The 15172-nt window shown below is 73.9% G+C and carries 14 protein-coding genes; 3 read left to right on the top strand and 11 right to left on the bottom strand.

The window, feature by feature from the left end; translation table 11 throughout:
* Positions 1-23: 23 nt before the first annotated feature.
* From AB0C59_RS12170 to AB0C59_RS12120, 11 genes are all read right to left on the bottom strand, one after another.
* Positions 24-779 carry a spherulation-specific family 4 protein gene (locus AB0C59_RS12170; protein ID WP_363003363.1) on the bottom strand — a complete coding sequence of 252 codons (756 nt, stop codon included), beginning with the start codon at positions 777-779 and terminating at the stop codon, positions 24-26.
* The gene (locus tag AB0C59_RS12165; protein WP_363003361.1) at positions 767-1726 is read right to left on the bottom strand and encodes an NAD-dependent epimerase/dehydratase family protein; all 960 of its coding nucleotides are present in this window, start codon (positions 1724-1726) and stop codon (positions 767-769) included. Before AB0C59_RS12165 ends, AB0C59_RS12170 begins: the two co-directional genes overlap by 13 nt.
* A gap of 183 nt (positions 1727-1909) precedes the next feature.
* Positions 1910-3061, bottom strand: coding sequence for a hypothetical protein (locus tag AB0C59_RS12160; RefSeq protein WP_363003359.1), 1152 nt, complete (start codon positions 3059-3061; stop codon positions 1910-1912).
* Positions 3058-4797: a glycosyltransferase gene (locus tag AB0C59_RS12155; RefSeq protein WP_363003357.1), complete on the bottom strand. Its 1740-nt coding sequence runs from the start codon at positions 4795-4797 to the stop codon at positions 3058-3060. Before AB0C59_RS12155 ends, AB0C59_RS12160 begins: the two co-directional genes overlap by 4 nt.
* Before the next feature lie 180 nt (positions 4798-4977).
* The gene (locus AB0C59_RS12150) at positions 4978-6609 is read right to left on the bottom strand and encodes an ABC transporter ATP-binding protein (protein ID WP_363003355.1); all 1632 of its coding nucleotides are present in this window, start codon (positions 6607-6609) and stop codon (positions 4978-4980) included.
* Positions 6606-7604 (bottom strand): ABC transporter permease, encoded by a 999-nt coding sequence (locus tag AB0C59_RS12145; RefSeq protein ID WP_363003353.1) that lies wholly within the window; start codon positions 7602-7604, stop codon positions 6606-6608. Before AB0C59_RS12145 ends, AB0C59_RS12150 begins: the two co-directional genes overlap by 4 nt.
* Positions 7601-8716 (bottom strand): ABC transporter permease, encoded by a 1116-nt coding sequence (locus AB0C59_RS12140; protein ID WP_363003351.1) that lies wholly within the window; start codon positions 8714-8716, stop codon positions 7601-7603. The genes AB0C59_RS12145 and AB0C59_RS12140 overlap by 4 nt, the downstream gene beginning before the upstream one ends.
* Positions 8717-8720: 4 nt before the next feature.
* Positions 8721-10436 (bottom strand): ABC transporter substrate-binding protein, encoded by a 1716-nt coding sequence (locus AB0C59_RS12135; protein WP_363003349.1) that lies wholly within the window; start codon positions 10434-10436, stop codon positions 8721-8723.
* 240 nt (positions 10437-10676) lie between these two features.
* Positions 10677-10769 carry an Ms4533A family Cys-rich leader peptide gene (locus AB0C59_RS12130; protein ID WP_363003347.1) on the bottom strand — a complete coding sequence of 31 codons (93 nt, stop codon included), beginning with the start codon at positions 10767-10769 and terminating at the stop codon, positions 10677-10679.
* 80 nt (positions 10770-10849) lie between these two features.
* Positions 10850-12346 (bottom strand): DUF3152 domain-containing protein, encoded by a 1497-nt coding sequence (locus AB0C59_RS12125; RefSeq protein ID WP_363003345.1) that lies wholly within the window; start codon positions 12344-12346, stop codon positions 10850-10852.
* An 8-nt stretch (positions 12347-12354) separates the two neighbouring features.
* Entirely contained in the window at positions 12355-13386 is a 1032-nt protein-coding gene (locus AB0C59_RS12120; RefSeq protein WP_363003343.1) for an alpha/beta hydrolase, read from the bottom strand.
* A 174-nt stretch (positions 13387-13560) separates the two neighbouring features.
* Here AB0C59_RS12120 and AB0C59_RS12115 point away from each other — a divergent pair, with 174 nt between their 5' ends.
* From AB0C59_RS12115 to AB0C59_RS12105, 3 genes are all read left to right on the top strand, one after another.
* Positions 13561-13782: a hypothetical protein gene (locus AB0C59_RS12115; RefSeq protein ID WP_363003341.1), complete on the top strand. Its 222-nt coding sequence runs from the start codon at positions 13561-13563 to the stop codon at positions 13780-13782.
* Between the two features lie 212 nt (positions 13783-13994).
* On the top strand, positions 13995-14636 hold the full coding sequence (locus AB0C59_RS12110) for a TetR/AcrR family transcriptional regulator (protein WP_363003339.1): 642 nt from the start codon (positions 13995-13997) through the stop codon (positions 14634-14636).
* Between the two features lie 162 nt (positions 14637-14798).
* Positions 14799-15026, top strand: a complete 228-nt coding sequence (locus AB0C59_RS12105) for a DUF3107 domain-containing protein (RefSeq protein WP_363003337.1) — start codon at positions 14799-14801, stop codon at positions 15024-15026.
* Positions 15027-15172: the final 146 nt, after the last annotated feature.

Below are 15172 nucleotides of genomic sequence, written 5' to 3'. Positions count from 1 at the left end.
CCGTAACACTGCCACGCCCTTCTTCATTCCGAGACACCCGTTCCGAGGCGCGAGACGATGTCGTCCCAGTAGCCGGGCATCGTCTCGAACGGGTCGATGCGGCCGCCCAGGTCCGTGCGGTCCGTGAACCAGATGGTGGCCGCCCCTTGCCAGCGCGCGATGCGCAGCGCCTCCTCCAGATGGCCGCGGGGCACCCCGTGCACGAAGTGGCAGAAGCGGTCGGCCGGGTAGTCGGCGGTCCATTCGGCCACCTGCGACCAGCGGTAGTCGCTCCAGGAGCCGCGGAAGGTGACCAGCTGGTCCGCGTTCTCCGCGTAGCCCGGGTACGGGTGGGCGCCGTGCCCCAGCACGAGGTGTCCGGGGGCCGGGGCGAAGAGCGAGCGGAGCGCGGTGACGGTGCGGCGGATCGCGGGCAGCGCGGCGCGCTGGGTCGGGCACCGGTCCAGCAGGAAGCCGTCGGCCCGGTACCAGTCCAGATACCGCTGCGCCTCCAGGAGGATGTCGGTGGGCAGGCGGGTGCCGTGGCGGACGTCGAGGTGGCCCAGGACCCGGACGCCGGCGTTGCGCAGTCGCGCCGCGGCCTCCAGGCAGTGCGGATCGGGCCGGGTGCCGGGGCCGCCGCTCACATTGAGGACGGCCCAGTGCACCGGAGTGCCGGGACGGGACAGCTCACCCCATTCGAGGGGCGCCACGAGGGGGTGCGCGTAGCCGGGAATGCCGAGTCCCACCCCCAGTCCGGTGCTCGCGGTGTCCGCCGGGGCGCTGGTCAGATGCGGCATGCCGCCTCCATCCAGATGTCGGCGAGCGACTCCTCCAGGTTGATCCGGGGCCGCCAGCCCAGGCGGTCGCGGGCGGTGCGCACATCGGCCTGCTGCCAGCTGCCGCAGCCGTCCGGGTAGGGGTAGGCGATCGGCGGAGCGTGCTCCGGGTCGCTGCGCGGATGGCCGATGGCGGGGCGCATCGGGTGGACAGGGCCGTCCAGCTCGTGCAGGTTGCCGCCGTAGCCGGCCACACGGGCGAGGACGGCGGCGGCGTCCCGCAGGCGTACGGCGCGGCCGGCGCCGATGTTGATCACGCCCTGGGCGGCGGACAGGGACGCGGCGTGCACGGCGCGGGCGACGTCGCGGACGTCGACGAAGTCACGCTGGACGCCCAGGCCGCCCAGCTTGAGCTCGCCGTCACCGGACTGCATCGCCCGGCGCAGCGCCTCGGCGAGCCGGCCGAGCGGGGATCCCGCGGGGGTGCCGGGCCCGGCGGGTGAGAACACCCGCAGCACGACGGCGTCGAGTCCGGAGCCGAGGACCAGTTCCGTCGCCGCGAGCTTGCTGACGCCGTAGGGGCCGCCGGGGCGCGGGATGGCGTCCTCGGCCGTGGAGGAGCCGGGCTGGCTGGGGCCGTACTCGGCGCCGCAGCCGATCTGGACCAGCCGGGCCCCGCATCCGCTGCGGCGCAGGGCCTCGCAGACCGTGGCGACGGCGACGGTGTTGTGCCGGGTGAGTTCCCGGGCGCCGCCCCGGATGGACCCGGCGCAGTTGATGACGACTCCGGGGTGCACGGCGTCCAGGAAGCGGGTGAGCGCGCCGGGGCTGCCGGAGGCGAGGTCGAACCGCACGTCGGCGTCGTCGCCGCGGCCCAGCGCGGTGAGCTGCACGGCCGGGTCGGCGAGCAGGCGGTCGGCCACGAAGCGGCCGAGGTATCCGTTGGCTCCGATCAGCAGGACCCTCATCGGGCAGCTCCCGGGGCGGATTCTCCGGTTCGGGAGGTGATCATCTAGCGGTCTCCTTCAGAGGTGGTGCCGTGCAATGAGAGGGCCCGCGGTGTCGGCCCCGCGGGAGAGGTGTGGCCGGGACGGGGGTCCCGGGTGGCGTCGCGGCCCCTGACGTCGGTGACGGGGGGCGTGAACCGCCGCTCAGGGTGATCCGGGCGGGTGGGCGTTGGCGGAGGCCCGGGTCAGGGTGCGGATCGCGAGGGCCAGCAGGGTCAGGGCGGCCGAGGCGCAGATCAGGGCGGGTACGGCGGCGGCGCCCCCGGTGTCGGCCAGGGTGCGCACCGGCGCGGCCAGGGCCGAGCAGCCGGGGAGCCGGCCGGCGAGGGCGATGGCCAGGCTCAGGGCCTCGGCGGCGCTCGCGGCGCCGAGGACGGCGGCGGGCCCGCGCCGGGAGCCGTGCGTGACCAGCAGCCGGGCGAGCAGCGCCGACGCGCCGAGAGCGACGGCTCCCGCGTACCCGGCGGGTTCGTCCAGCAGGGCCCCGCACAGGGCGAGCAGGGCCCCAAGGGCGCAGAGGAAGAGTCCGAGCACACCGAGGAGCACGGGGGTGAGCGCGGACGCGAACTCCTTCAGGCCGCGGCTGACGGCCAGCCCGCGCCGCACGCGTATCGCGAACAGGCGGGCGCACCAGGCGGCGGGCAGGCAGGCCAGGGTCAGGGCGAGGACGGGGGCGGTGGCGCGGGGCCAGGGACCGTCGGGGCCGCCGTCCAGTGCCGTGCGCAGCAGTCCGTCACCGAGGAGGGCGTACCCGAGCAGCCAGGTCGTGCACCCGCCGAGCACGAGGGACGTGCGCCGGGTGAAGGCGGCGCCACGGGCCGCCGCCGGGCCCCGGGTGCGCAGGGCGCCGCGGGCGAGCGCGGTGCGCAGGCCCAGTGCCACGGCGAGGACGCCGAGCGCGGCGACGGCGGCACGCGGAGCGCCCTGCGTGCACCGCAGTCCGGTCACGGTGGCCGCGCCCAGCGCGCCCGGCAGCAGGGAGAGGAGGTCCCAGGCCCAGTGGTCGAGCGGGACGCGTGCCGCGGTGGGGGGTGCCGGGGTCGGGCGGCCGGCGCGTGGCGCACGCGCGTACATCTCCTCGGCGAGGGAGAAGACGTCCCGGTGCCGGAAGCGGCCGGCGGCGCGGTCGGTCAGTCCGTGCGCCTCCAGACCGGCCGCGATCTCCAGGGGGTCGACGGCGCGTGCGCACAGGTCGTGGTGCCGGCGCATCAGGGAGGTGACCGGGTCTGCGGCACGGCCGCGAGGGCCGGGGCCGGTCGGAGCGGCGAGGCGGTCCAGTTCTCCCGTGTCGTTCATCCGGCACCCTCCGCCACCGTGACGGGTTTCTGGGACCGGCCGGTGGCGCGCACGGGGGCGGTGGCGGTCTCACGCGGTGCCCAGGCCCAGCGGGGCCGTCCACCGGGCGCTCGCGTCCTGGCCCACAGGCCGGGCACGTGCGACTCCGCCGGGGCGCCGAAGGGCAGGGGGGCACCCGCGTCGTCCACGAGCACACGGCGCACCGGTGTGCGGGAGACGATCTCCAGATAGATGCCGCGAAATGCTTCGATGTTCTGTTCGACGGTGAAAAGTTCGAGAGCGCGGGCCCGGGCGGCGGCCCCGAGGCGCGCACGGCGCTCGGGGTCCTTCAGCAGCGCCACGCACGCCCGCGCCAGCGCCCGGGGGTTGCGCGGCGGCACCACGAGACCGGTTCCGCCGATCACCTCCAGCACCGCGCCCGTGTCCGTGGACACCGTCGCGCGGCCGCAGAGCATCGCCTCCACCAGACCGGTCGGGAACCCCTCGGCCACGCTCGACAGGACGACGACCGCCCCGGCCGCGTAGACGTCCGCCAGGTCGGGGGCTCCCGGTCCGCCCGACTCCTCGAAGGACACCGGGTTGTCGCCGACGTCGTGCACGCCCTCCGCCTCGTCGGGGAAGAGCTGGGCCGCGAGTGCCTTGCAGTGCCCGAGATAGGCCCGGCCGGCGGCGTCCGCCGGGGCGCCGACCAGCCTGAGCCGGGCCCTCGGCACCTGCGCGCGGATCCGTGTGAAGGCGTGCAGCAGGCAGACGAGGTCCTTGCCGGGCTCGACGCGGCCGACCCAGAGCAGGGTGTGCGGGTCCGAGCGGTCCGGGGACTCCCCGACCTCCGCGAACCGGGACGCCTCCAGGCCGGGGTGGACCGTGCGCGACCGGGACCGGTCCGCGCCGCACCGTTCCTGCCAGCGGCGGGTGTGGGCGTTGCCGGGGGTGACGCAGGCGGCCGTGCGGTACACCTCCGCGGCGATCCTGCGGTGCAGCGAGGCGAGCAGCGCGCGCACCGGCGAGCCGGCCTCCGGCCCGCCCGGCGTGCCCAGGTAGTGCGCCCGCAGTTGTGCGCCGTACTCGGTGACCAGCAGGGGGACACCGGTGAAGTGCCGGGCGAGCAGACCGGTGAGGGCCGGGGCGCCGCCGGTCGTGGCGTGGCAGAGGTCCACCGCGCCGAGCGCGTCGTCCTCGTACCAGTCGAGCGAGAGGGGGCGCAGGGCCCGTTCCACCTGTACGGCGATGTCGAGCAGCTCGGACACCCGCGCCGCGCGGGGCGCGCGCGGTGCCCTGCAGGCCTTTTCGAGGGCGCGCAGGGCCGTCTCGGAGCGCAGGGCGCCGGCCAGCGCGCCCTCGTCGCGGGCGAGTTCGGCCAGCGCGTACAGGGCGCTGCGGAAACGGTCCGCCTCGGGATCGGCCGGTTCGGGCGCCGAGGAGGTGCCCGGGGACCTCACGGGCTCGGGCACCGCGCACAGCACGGCCGCCAGCTCCCCGTAGGCCTCACCGAAACGGCGCCGCGCCCGGCGGCCCAGCGCGGCCCCGTCCGCACCCGCCGTCCACAGGGGCGCCGTCCGCACCCGGCGGGCGCCCGACGGCGGGACCGCGCCCCCCGCCTCCTGGCGCCCGGTGCGGCCGAGCGCGTAGACGTCGAACTCGTGCTGCCCCAGCCCGCGTACGAGCCGGTCGTACCAGAGTCCGGCGTCACCGCTCACATACGGATGACCACCCTCCGTGATGAGTCCGATGCGCACGAGTGCACCCCCGATCTCCCGTTGGGGAGCCGCCACTCCTTCCGGCGGCTCGCAGCGGGAAGAACGTATGCGGACAGGGCGGTGGCGCGACGGACGGTTGTCCATCGCGCCACCAGAAGGGGTGAACGGACGTAACTTTCCCGCGTGGCGCGCGTTGGGTCGCGCTAGGAGTTCGCTAGATCACGCCGGGTCGCCGACGGGGACCGCCTGTTCGCGGGACGCGCGCCGACTGGCCGCGACCGCCGGGTCCAGGGCCGGTACCGCGGACAGGAGCTGTCGCGTGTAGGGGTCGCGGGGTGCGCCGTACACCTCGTCGGCGGTCCCGTACTCGACGATCCGCCCGCGGCGCATCACCGCGACCCGGTCGCTGACCTGGCGCACGACGGCCAGATCGTGCGCCACGAAGACGAGCGCCAGTCCGAGTTCGCGCTGCAACTCGCCGAGCAGGGCCACGACCTGGGCCTGGGTGGTGACGTCGAGCGCGGAGACGGGCTCGTCGCAGACGATGACGCGTGGATCGGCCGCGAGCGCCCGCGCGATGCCGACGCGCTGCCGCTGGCCGCCGCTGAACTCGTGCGGATAGCGGTCGTAGTGCGCGCCCTCGAGACCCACGCGCTCCAGCAGTCCGCACACCCGGTCCCGCACGGCCCGCTCGTCCCGCTCGCCGCGGGCCCGCAGCGGGTCGGCGATCGACTCGCCCACGCTGCGGCGGGGGTTGAGGGAGGAGACGGGGTCCTGGAAGACCATCTGCACGGCCGGCCCGGGGCGCGAGCGCACGCCGCCCTCGTAGCGGACCTCGCCGGACGTGGGCTCCAGCAGCCCGACCAGCATGCGTCCCAGGGTGGTCTTGCCGCTGCCGCTCTCCCCCACGACGCCGAGGGTCTCGCCCTGGCGGACCGTGAGCGACACGTCGTCCACGGCGGCGAACCTCCGCCTGCCGCGCCCGAACTCGCGGCGCAGTCCGGCGGCCTCGATGACGACGTCGTCCGTGGCCGCCCCCGAGGAGACGCGGGGCGCGTCCACGCGCGGCACCGCCGCCAGCAGGTCCTTCGTGTACTGCTGCCGGGGCGCCCCCAGGACGGCGGCGACCGGCCCTCGTTCGACGGCCTTCCCGCCGCGCATGACGAGCACCTCGTCCACGCTCTCGGCGGCGACCCCCACGTCATGGGTGACCAGCAGCAGCCCCATCCCGGTCTCCCGCCGCAGGGTGTGCAGCAGGTCGAGGATCTGGGCCTGGACGGTCACGTCCAGCGCGGTGGTCGGTTCGTCGGCGATCAGCAGTTCGGGCTCGCAGGCGAGCGCCATGGCGATCAGGGCGCGCTGGCGCATCCCGCCGCTGAACTCGTGCGGGCGGGCCCGGGAGCGGCGTGCCGCGTCCGGGATACCCACCCGGTCCAGCACCTCGACGGCACGCGCGCGAGCGGCACGCCGGGAGGCGCGCGTGTGGACCCGGTACACCTCGGCGATCTGGTCGCCGATCGCGTAGTAGGGGTCGAGCGAGGACAGGGGGTCCTGGAAGACCATCGCGGCCTTGCCCCCGCGCAGTCGCCTGAGCCCGTCGTCGGACGCTTCCGTGACGTCGGTCCCGGCCACCCGGATCGCGCCCCGCACCCTGGCGCCGGTCCCCCGGTGCAGGCCGAGCAGCGCGGAGGCGACGGTGGACTTGCCCGAGCCGGACTCGCCGACCAGGGCGAGCGCGGCGCCCGTGCCGAGCTGGAAGGAGAGGTCGTCGACGGCGCGCAGCGCACCGAACTCGACGGTCAGTCCGCGCACGTCCACCAGGGGTGCCCGGCCGTCGTGGAGCTCGCTCATGTCAGTACCACCCGTCGGTCGGCCACCGCGAACAGGACGTCCGCGACGGCGTTGGCGATGACGACGAAGAAGCCGATGACCAGGACCATGCCGACCACGACCGGCAGGTCCACGACCGCCACCGCGTGCACCAGTTCCTGTCCGATGCCGGGGAGCCCGAAGAGGGTCTCGGTGAGCACCGCGCCGCCGACGGCCGAGCCGAAGGTGTTGGCGTTCAGCGCGATGACCGGTGCGAGCGCGCTCCGCAGGGCGTGCCGGCCGATGACCGAGCGCTCCGGGACGCCGTAGGCCCGGAAGGTCCGTATGTGGTCCTCGGCGAGCGCCTCCAGCATCGACGCCCTGGTGAGCCGGGCGAAGGTGGCCGCCTCGATCAGGGCGAGCGAGAGCCAGGGCAGCAGCAGGTTCCACGCCCACTGCTCGGGGTCGTCGCCGAAGGCGACGTACTGCGGGAAGGGCAGCAGTTCGAGCTGACCGCAGACGACGATCATCAGGACGAGGCCTATGACGAAGACGGGCGTGGCCGTGCCCGCCAGGGTGACGGCGGTCAGCACCCGCTCGGTGAGCCTGCCGCGCCGCCATGCGGAGAGCATGCCGGTGCCGACTCCCAGGGCGAGCCACAGGACCATCGCGCCGAGCACGAGGGAGAGGCTGACCGGGAGCTTCGCGAGGATCAGCTGGGTGACCTGCTGGTCGCTCTGGTACGACAGCCCGAGGCAGGGTGCCGGGCAGTGCTGGAGAGCCGTGCCGGTGGAGTAGTCCTGGCCGGCGAGGATGCCCTCCAGGAAGTGCCAGTAGCGCAGGTGGATCGGGTCGTCGAGCCGCAGCTGCTGCGCCACCTGGTGCACCTGCTCGGGCGAGCAGCGCGGGCCGCAGCTGATCTGGGCGACGTTGCCGGGGGTGGCGTAGAAGACGACGTAGATGATCACCGAGAGGGCGAACAGGGTGACCGTGGCGCCGAGGGCGCGGCGCAGGACGAATCCGCCGAAGCCGTTCACGCGGCCCCTCCCTTCGTGTGTCCCTCCGGAGTCGGGCGCGGGTCCGCGCCCTCACGCCGGCTCTCGTTCCCGGGCCGGTCCCCGCGCCCGGGCCGGTCCCCGCGCCCGGGCCGGTCCCCGCCGGTGGCCGTCTCGCGCTTGCGGCCGGTGCCGACGCGCAGGCGGGAGGCCGCGCGCGGGTCGAGCGCGGTGCGCACACCGTCGCCGAGGACGGTGAGCGCGAGGACGGTCACGAAGAGGGCGCCGGCGGGCAGCAGGAGGTACTGCGGCGCCGCCTGGTACCAGACGTCGGCGGCGGTCAGCATCTGCCCCCAGGACGGGGTCGGCGGTTTCACTCCGACGCCGAGGAAGGACAGGGCCGCCTCCGTGGAGATGTTCGCGGGGACGAGCAGGGCGGCGTAGGTGATGACGGGCGCGGCCAGACCGGGCAGCAGCTCCCGGCGGGCGAGGTGCCAGGTGCTCCACCCGCTGAGCCGCGCGGCCGCCACGTGGTCGAGTCCCTTCGCGGCGAGCGTCTGGGCGCGCACGATCTTGGCGATGTTGCCCCAGGCGATCAGGCCGATGACGAGCGAGACGAGCACGGGCCTCGGGAAGGCGGAGGGCACGATCGCGAGCAGGGCCAACGACATGATCATCAGCGGCAGGGCCACGATGATGTCGGTGGCGCGGCTGAGCAGCTGATCGACCCATGGACGGCCGAGCGCGGCGAGGACGCCGACGAGGACGCCGATGGCGACCTGCACCACCGTCGCGGCGAGCGCGACGCCCAGGGAGACCCGCGCCCCGTAGACCAGGCGCGCGAACAGGTCGCGTCCCGTCTGGGGTTCGACGCCGAGCCAGTGGTCGGCGCTGATCCCGCCGAGCGGCCCCACCGGGGCGCCGCCGCGCGCCGAGTCGACGAGCGCGGGGTGGTACGTGGTGGGGTCCTGGCCCTCGAGCGCGGTGAGCAGGGGCGCGGCGAGCGCGATCAGGACGAGCAGGGCGACGACGGCCGCCGCGACCAGGGCGACGCGCTGCGCGCGCAGCCGCCGCCAGAACGAACGGGCCCCCGACGCCCCCGGGACGGACGGGTCCGTCCCGGGGGCGCGGGTGGCGAGGAGTGACTCGCTCACGGCGCTACTTCACCGACACCTGCGAGACGTCCAGCACACCGGTCCAGTCGCTGATCACGACGTTGCGCACGTCCTTGCCGTACAGCCGCTTGTAGACGGGGTGGAACAGCGGCACGACGACGGCCCGCGCACCGATCTTCCGGTCCAGCGCGCCCCAGCGCTTGGCGGCGGCGTCGAGATCGGTGAGCTTGTTGATCGCGTCGATCTCCTTGTTGACGGACGGGTCGTTCAGCAGGCCGGTGTTGAAGTTCGCGCCGTCCTTGACGATCTGCCGGCCGTCGAAGATCGGGGCGAGGAAGGGGCCGCCGGACGGCCAGTCCGCACCCCAGTGGGCGAGGAAGAAGCCCGGCTCGCGCGCGGCGTCGTGGATCTTGTCCTTGTAGTCGTTGTCCTCCAGGCCCTGCAGCCTGACGGTGATCCCCGCCTTCTTGAGCGCGTCCTGGACGGCGGTCGCGATCTCCGGGCTGGTCTCGAAGTCCTTGCTGTTGGAGTGGGTCAGGGTGATCGTCAGCCCGTTCGGGTGGCCGGCCTCCTTCAGCAGTTCCCTGGCCTTGGCCGCGTCGCCGGAGGCGCCCGCCGGGAAGAGGTCGTAGGGCGTGTGGCCGAAGGACTTCTGGTCGGGCAGGAAGGTGGTCGCGGGCTCGGCGAGCGCCGACCCTCCGGCCGCGTTGACGACCGAGGACCGGTCGATGGCGTAGGAGATCGCCTGACGCACCCGGGCGTCGTCGAACGGCTTGACCTTCGGGTTGAACGCGAGGTAGTTCGTGTAACCGAAGTGGCCGGTGCCGACGCGTGCGGCCAGGTTCCTGTCGCCGCTCACCCGGGCGAGTTCGGCCGGTCCGAGGTTGGTGTCCGTGGTGACCGCGGCGGCGTCCGCGCCCTGGGACGCGGACAGCCGCTGGTTGATCACGGAGGAGTCGAGGCCGGAGCGCACGTCGATCCGGTCCGGGTAGGCCTTGCGCTCGTCGTCCGCCGACCAGTGCGTGTTGCGCTCCAGGAGGAGGCGCTCGCCGTCGTTCTGGTTGCGCACGACCTTGTAGGGGCCGGACGCGACCGGGTGCTCCTCGTACTTCGTCCCGGTGTCCTTCGCTTTCGGGACGGGTGCGAACTGCGTCTGCGTGGCCAGGTACGGGAACTCGCCCTCGGGCTTGTTCAGATGGAAGACGACGGTCCGCGCGTTCGGGGTCTCGATCGCCGAGAGGCCCTTCTTGTCCTTGTACGGCCCCTGGTAGTCGGCCGCTCCGGCGAGCCAGTCCCTGAGGTAGGGGGCTCCGCCGGACAGCTCGGGGGCGAAGGAGCGCTCGATGCCGTACTTGATGTCGGCCGAGGTGATCGGGGTGCCGTCCTCGTACGTGAGGCCCTTCTTCAGCGTGTACGTCCACACGGTGGCGTTCTCGCTCGGGCGCCCGGTGTCCGTGGCGAGGTCGGGGACGACCTTGGCGCCGGCGGCGCCGTTCTCACGGTTGCGGGTGGTGAGCGTGCGGAAGACGAGGGACGGAACGTTTCCGCCGCCGGAGGTGTAGAGGCGGGCCGGGTCGAAGTCCTGCTGCGGCTGGGAGTTCAGGACGGTCAGCGTGCCGCCCTTGTGCGGCGTGGAGCCGCCCCCCGCGCCCCCGGCACCGTTGTCCTTCGGCCCGCACGCGGCGGCACCCGCCGTCACCACGGCGAGGGTGAGGGATGCCGCTGCCACGCGGCGCGCTCTGACGGACGGTTGACGCATCGGAATGACGACCTCTCGAATGACGCGGGCGAATCAGGTGATTCGGGCGATCTGATGACTCGGGCGAGCCGGATGGTGAGACAGATGACTGAGGGCTGAGACGGATCAGCGCAGACGTCTGCCCCGGCGTCGAGACGTCGAGAAGCAGTGAGACCGATCAACCGGCCGACGGATCACAGGAAAGGAGCCGTCGGACCGCGGAGAGAGGGGGATGCGCGACGCGAACGCCAGGGGCGGGCGTCAGCGACAGTGGATGTCGGCCACGCAGAGCGCGGTCACGCCGATGAGCGCCAGCTCGATGGCGGCGCGGGCGGAGGCGTGACGGGACGACATGGTTGAAATCCTGAAGGACTTCTTTGCGTATGTCAATGTGAGCCGACACGAGGCTGTCAATGTGACGTACGCCTCACGAGTCAACCTCGGGGGAAGGGCCAGGGGTTGGGCAGGCAGTGGATGCCGTCGTGGTCGAGGAACTTGGTCTGCTGCTGCATGACCGGCGCCAGTTCACCGTCCTTCTGGCAACTGACGTGGCCGTGTCCGAGGCGGTGGCCCACCTCGTGGTTGATCAGCATCTGGCGGTAGGAGTACATCGCGTCGCCGTACGTCTTGGAGCCCTGGGCCCAGCGGTAGGCGTTGATCATCACGCGCTCGGTGGAGGCCGAGTCGCACGAGACGTTCTCCTCGGCCGTGTCCAGGTCGGACTTGGCGCACCAGAAGGCGGTGGTCCCGGGACTGGCGAGCGTGATCACGAAGTCGGGCTTGCCCGTGGAGACCCGCTCGAAGGTGCGCGCGCCCTGGTGGGCCCAGCTGCGGTCGTCGTTGAGGGTCTTCTGCACCGCCTGCGCGAACAGCTCTCCGTCGAGACCGAGCCCGTCCTCCACGTCCACGCGGTAGGTGTACTTGCGGCCCGTGCCGGGCGCCTTGGCCGAGCCGGGAACCGCGGAGAAGGTCCCCGGGCCCTTGAGCGTCGCACTGAGCGGGTACTTGACGGCCATCGCCCGCGCGTACGTCAGCGGCTCCGCGCCGGGCACGGCGGAGGGCGACCCCTGGGGCGCGACACCGTGGACGTCGCGCGCCCGGTCGCCGGCCGGGGGCTGCGCGGCGGAGCGCCCCGCACCGCCCGTGAACTGACCGGCGACCACGAGGGCCAGCACCGTGACGACGGCGGCGGCCCCGATCCCGGCGATCGTGCGGCCCCTGCCACCCCTCCTGGGCGGGGCCTGGCCGGTCTCGGTCGCGGAAGCGCCGCCGGTCCCGTCCGCCGCCCCGCCGGCCGGGTGGGTGTCCGCTCCCGCGTCGTCCCCGGCCTCCGTGCGGGCCGGGTCGTCGCCCGTGGAGGGGGTGGCGTCGCGGCGGGGGGTGAAGACGTCGTCGTCGAAGGCGTCCACGTACTCCTGGCGCGGGCCGCCGAGCCGCGACCGCTGACGGGGGATGCGGGCCGCGCGGTCCGCGGGCGTCGCCGCCTTGGACGATGCCGGCGCGGGCGCCGCCCCGTCGCCGAGCTCACCCCAGCCACCGCCGGACTCGCGCTGCTGGGGGTGGCCGCCCCGCACGCGCGGCGCCCCGCCGGCCTCGCCGCCGTCCGCGTCCGGGACACGGGGCACCCCGTGGGACGGGGTCCCGTCCGCGAGGCGCGGTATCCCCCGTGCCGGAGTGCCGTCCGGCGCACGCGGCACACCGCGCGCCGGGGTCGGCACGTCGACCACGCGCCCCTGCGCCGCGGCCGGAGCCCCGGACGGCCGCGGGGCACCCGAGGCCGCGGCCTGCCTGGCCCCACGGGCCGTCGTTCGCGGTGCGGACGCGTCGTCGTCCACGGCGCCGTGTGCCGGCGCCTCCGTCCTCGCCGCGGGCACGGCTCCGGTGTCCGTGTCGGTCCTGCTGCCCCGCCCCTTGCGGCTGTGTCGTCCCACGCCGCGCCTCAGCTCCCCGCGCCCTCGGTGTCGAATCCGTCCGTCTCGTCGCCCCCGGTCGCCGCGCCGGCGGCGGACTCGGGCAACTCGTCCGCTTCCGCGAGCAGTTCACGGAAGGCGGTGGCGACCACCTCGGGGTACTCCATCATGGCCACATGTCCCGCCTGCGGCAGGGTCAGCAGCCGGGAGCCGGCGAAGGCGCGCGCCGCCCGCTGGGCCATCCGGAACGAGACCAGCTGGTCCCGGCCGCCGTAGACCAGCAGCGTCGGAGCGAGCACCCGCTCCGCCTGGCGCCACAGCCCGTGCTGCCCGCCCAGCGTGTAGGCGTTCACGATCCCGCGCGCCGAGCGCGCCATGGCGTCCCAGAAGTACGGCAGCAGCAGTCGCCGCTCCATCTCCTCCACCGCGCTGCGAAAGCCCTCCGGGGAGACGCGTCCGGGGTCGCCGTAGCACAGCGCCATCACCCCGCGGACCCGCTGCTCCGCCGTCCAGGTCCTGGTCCAGCGGGTGAAGAGCGCGGCGACGCCGGGCAGTGCGAGCAGTCCCGTGGGGACGGCACCGCGCTGGATGCGGATCTCCGGGAGCGCCGGGGAGACGAGTGTGAGGGTGCGCACGAGGTCGGGGCGCACGGCCGCGACCCGGGTGGCGACGGCGCCGCCCATCGAGTTGCCCAGCAGATGCACCGGGCCGCGCCCGGCGGCGTCGAGATGGCGGATGACCGCGCGCGCGTGCCCGGTGACGGAGTAGTCGCCGTCGTCCGGTGGCGGCGAGTCGCCGAAGCCGGGCAGATCGAGGGCCTCGCCGTCCACCACCCCGTCGAGTTCCGCCATCAGGGCCGACCAGTTCCGGGAGGAACCGCCGAGCCCGTGGACGAACAGCGCGGGCGCCAGTCCCGCACGCCGTGGCGGCCTCGACCGCACCGTCAGCGTGACGCCCGGCAACCCCACCGACCTGACCCGCTCCCCCTGCTCGACCTCGAGGGGCGACACCCTCGGGAGCACGGTGGACGCCGGGACGGACGGCAGCTCGGTCGAAGACATGCCGCAATGTTACGAGACGATCACGTAGTGGCCCACGTGGCGGCCGTCACAGCGGCACGCCCGCGGTGCATAGCGTCCCGATCGTGTGTCTCCTAGGCTCGTAGCAGGGCACCCGAGTGTGTGGACCCTGCCTCTTTCAGGGACGTTGTCGCAGTTCTAGGAAGGGAGCCCGCCATGACCGTCGACCCCACCGATCCCGAGGCGTTCGCCGACGAGGGGACCGAGCCCGCCGAGCTGGACGTGGAGGCCCCGGAGAACGACGCCGCCGAGCAGCTCACGGACCTCTCACCCGAGCGGGACGAGCGCCTGCACGAGGAGGAGGTCCTGCGCGCCGACGAGGCCGACCTCGTGGAGCAGAAGCGCGTCGTGACCGTCGACGAGGACGACTACCGGTGATCCGGCCGGGCTCCGGCGGTCCGCGAGGGACGGGCGGCCACGGCCCGGTGGCGGGGCGCTTTTCGTCCGCCCCGCCCCGTCGCGCACGCTCCGTACCGCTTCCGCGACGGTCCGGTCCGTGAAATTCTGCGTTCGCACCGCGCACAGCAGGGTTACCGAAAAGTACGATGGCGGCGCGGCGCACACCGCACAGGGACGATTTGGGAGGCGGCGTGACAGCCATCGAGCAGACAGAGGCGGCACGCCCGCGAGGCACTCGCCTGCCGCGCCGTGCCCGCCGGAACCAGTTGCTGGGCGCCGCCCAGGAAGTCTTCGTGGCGCAGGGGTACCACTCGGCCGCGATGGACGACATCGCCGAGCGGGCGGGCGTCAGCAAGCCGGTGCTCTACCAGCACTTCCCGGGCAAGCTGGACCTCTATCTCGCCCTGCTGGACCAGCACTGCGAGGCCCTGCTGCAGGCGGTGCGCCGCGCGCTCGCCTCGACCAGCGACAACAAGCAGCGCGTGCGCGCCACCATGGACGCCTACTTCGCCTACGTGGAGGACGACGGCGGCGCCTTCCGCCTGGTCTTCGAGTCGGACCTGACGAACGAGCCCGCCGTGCGCGAGCGCGTCGACAAGGTCACGATCGAGTGCGCCGAGGCGATCTGCGAGGTCATCGCCGAGGACACCGGGCTGTCGCGGGCGGAGTCCATGCTGCTGGCCTCGGGACTGGGCGGCCTCGCCCAGGTCGTGGCGCGCTCCTGGCTGCACAGCGACCGCAGCGTGCCGCGCGAGCAGGCGGTGCAGCTGCTGACCTCGCTGGCCTGGCGGGGCATCGCCGGATTCCCGCTGCACGGCACCGACCAGCACTGACCCGGGCCGCGGGGGCGCACGGCCGTGGTGCGCCCTTGTTCCCGTCGGCTGTTCGCTCCTGGCGTTCCCGTGCGGAGCGTACGGGTCCCCTCACCGGGCTAATGTGTGCGGGTACGGCGCGGACGGCCGCGCACATTCACTGACCGTCGGAGGGACAAAGCCGTGGAGGTCAAGATCGGCGTGCAGCACGCGCCCCGCGAGATCGTTCTGGAGAGCGGTCAGACTGCCGAGGAGGTCGAGCGCGTGGTGGCCGAGGCGCTCGCCGGCAAGTCGCAGCTGCTGAGCCTCGTGGACGAGCACGGCCGCAAGCTCCTGGTCCCGGCCGACCGTCTCGCGTATGTGGAGATCGGCGAGACGGCCCCGCGCAAGGTGGGCTTCGGAACGCTGTAGTTCGCAAGGACGCAGGACACACGACGGCGGGAGGTGCCGGAGACGACTGGTCTCCGGCATCCCCGGAGGTCCGGGCGGAGCGCCCCCTGAGGGGAGCGGGCCGCCGTGTCATACCCCAGGATTACGCGGAGTTGGGCCCGCGGTCT

The sequence above is a fragment of the Streptomyces sp. NPDC048664 genome, from assembly GCF_040650555.1.
In the GTDB taxonomy this organism is placed as follows: domain Bacteria; phylum Actinomycetota; class Actinomycetes; order Streptomycetales; family Streptomycetaceae; genus Streptomyces.
The sequence above is the reverse complement of the archived record's forward strand: the minus strand, read 5'-3'. Positions and strand labels throughout refer to the sequence as shown.

Coding starts and splice junctions, on each gene's coding strand:
- AB0C59_RS12115 (WP_363003341.1), top strand. CDS start 13,561: ATGACCGTCGACCCCACCGATCCCGAGGCGTTCGCCGACGAGGGGACC.
- AB0C59_RS12165 (WP_363003361.1), bottom strand. CDS start 1,726: ATGAGGGTCCTGCTGATCGGAGCCAACGGATACCTCGGCCGCTTCGTG.
- AB0C59_RS12130 (WP_363003347.1), bottom strand. CDS start 10,769: ATGTCGTCCCGTCACGCCTCCGCCCGCGCCGCCATCGAGCTGGCGCTC.
- AB0C59_RS12120 (WP_363003343.1), bottom strand. CDS start 13,386: ATGTCTTCGACCGAGCTGCCGTCCGTCCCGGCGTCCACCGTGCTCCCG.
- AB0C59_RS12170 (WP_363003363.1), bottom strand. CDS start 779: ATGCCGCATCTGACCAGCGCCCCGGCGGACACCGCGAGCACCGGACTG.
- AB0C59_RS12150 (WP_363003355.1), bottom strand. CDS start 6,609: ATGAGCGAGCTCCACGACGGCCGGGCACCCCTGGTGGACGTGCGCGGA.
- AB0C59_RS12160 (WP_363003359.1), bottom strand. CDS start 3,061: ATGAACGACACGGGAGAACTGGACCGCCTCGCCGCTCCGACCGGCCCC.
- AB0C59_RS12135 (WP_363003349.1), bottom strand. CDS start 10,436: ATGCGTCAACCGTCCGTCAGAGCGCGCCGCGTGGCAGCGGCATCCCTC.